General features: G+C 59.8%; 1 protein-coding gene. It reads left to right on the top strand.

Translation table 11 applies throughout. The annotated features are described in order from the left end of the window. Positions 1 to 271, top strand: a 271-nt coding sequence (locus P9273_RS32105; RefSeq protein WP_278052582.1) for a DUF3734 domain-containing protein, incomplete at both ends; no start/stop codon positions are given.

Here is a 271-nt window from a genome sequence, read left to right as displayed (position 1 = left end):
AGGTCGACCTGTTCAGCGCGCGAGGCGTCCTGCCGCGCAGCATGCCGGACGTGCTGTCGCGCCATAAGGACATCATGTATTCGAGCCGCACACGGCAAAACACTGACAATTTCAAACGCATCCACGGTCTCAAGATGCGCCTGCTCGATGCACTGAAACGGGTGCCGAAGGAGTTGCGGACGCCGGCCGAGGAAGCGCTGATCGAGGACTATTCGGACGCCGGCACCGTCAACATCGTGCACCTGATCTATCAGCACAAAGGCTATGAGGG

Origin of the sequence: Mesorhizobium sp. WSM4935 (assembly GCF_029625735.1) — a bacterium.
In the GTDB taxonomy this organism is placed as follows: Bacteria; Pseudomonadota; Alphaproteobacteria; order Rhizobiales; family Rhizobiaceae; genus Mesorhizobium.
The sequence above is the reverse complement of the archived record's forward strand: the minus strand, read 5'-3'. Positions and strand labels throughout refer to the sequence as shown.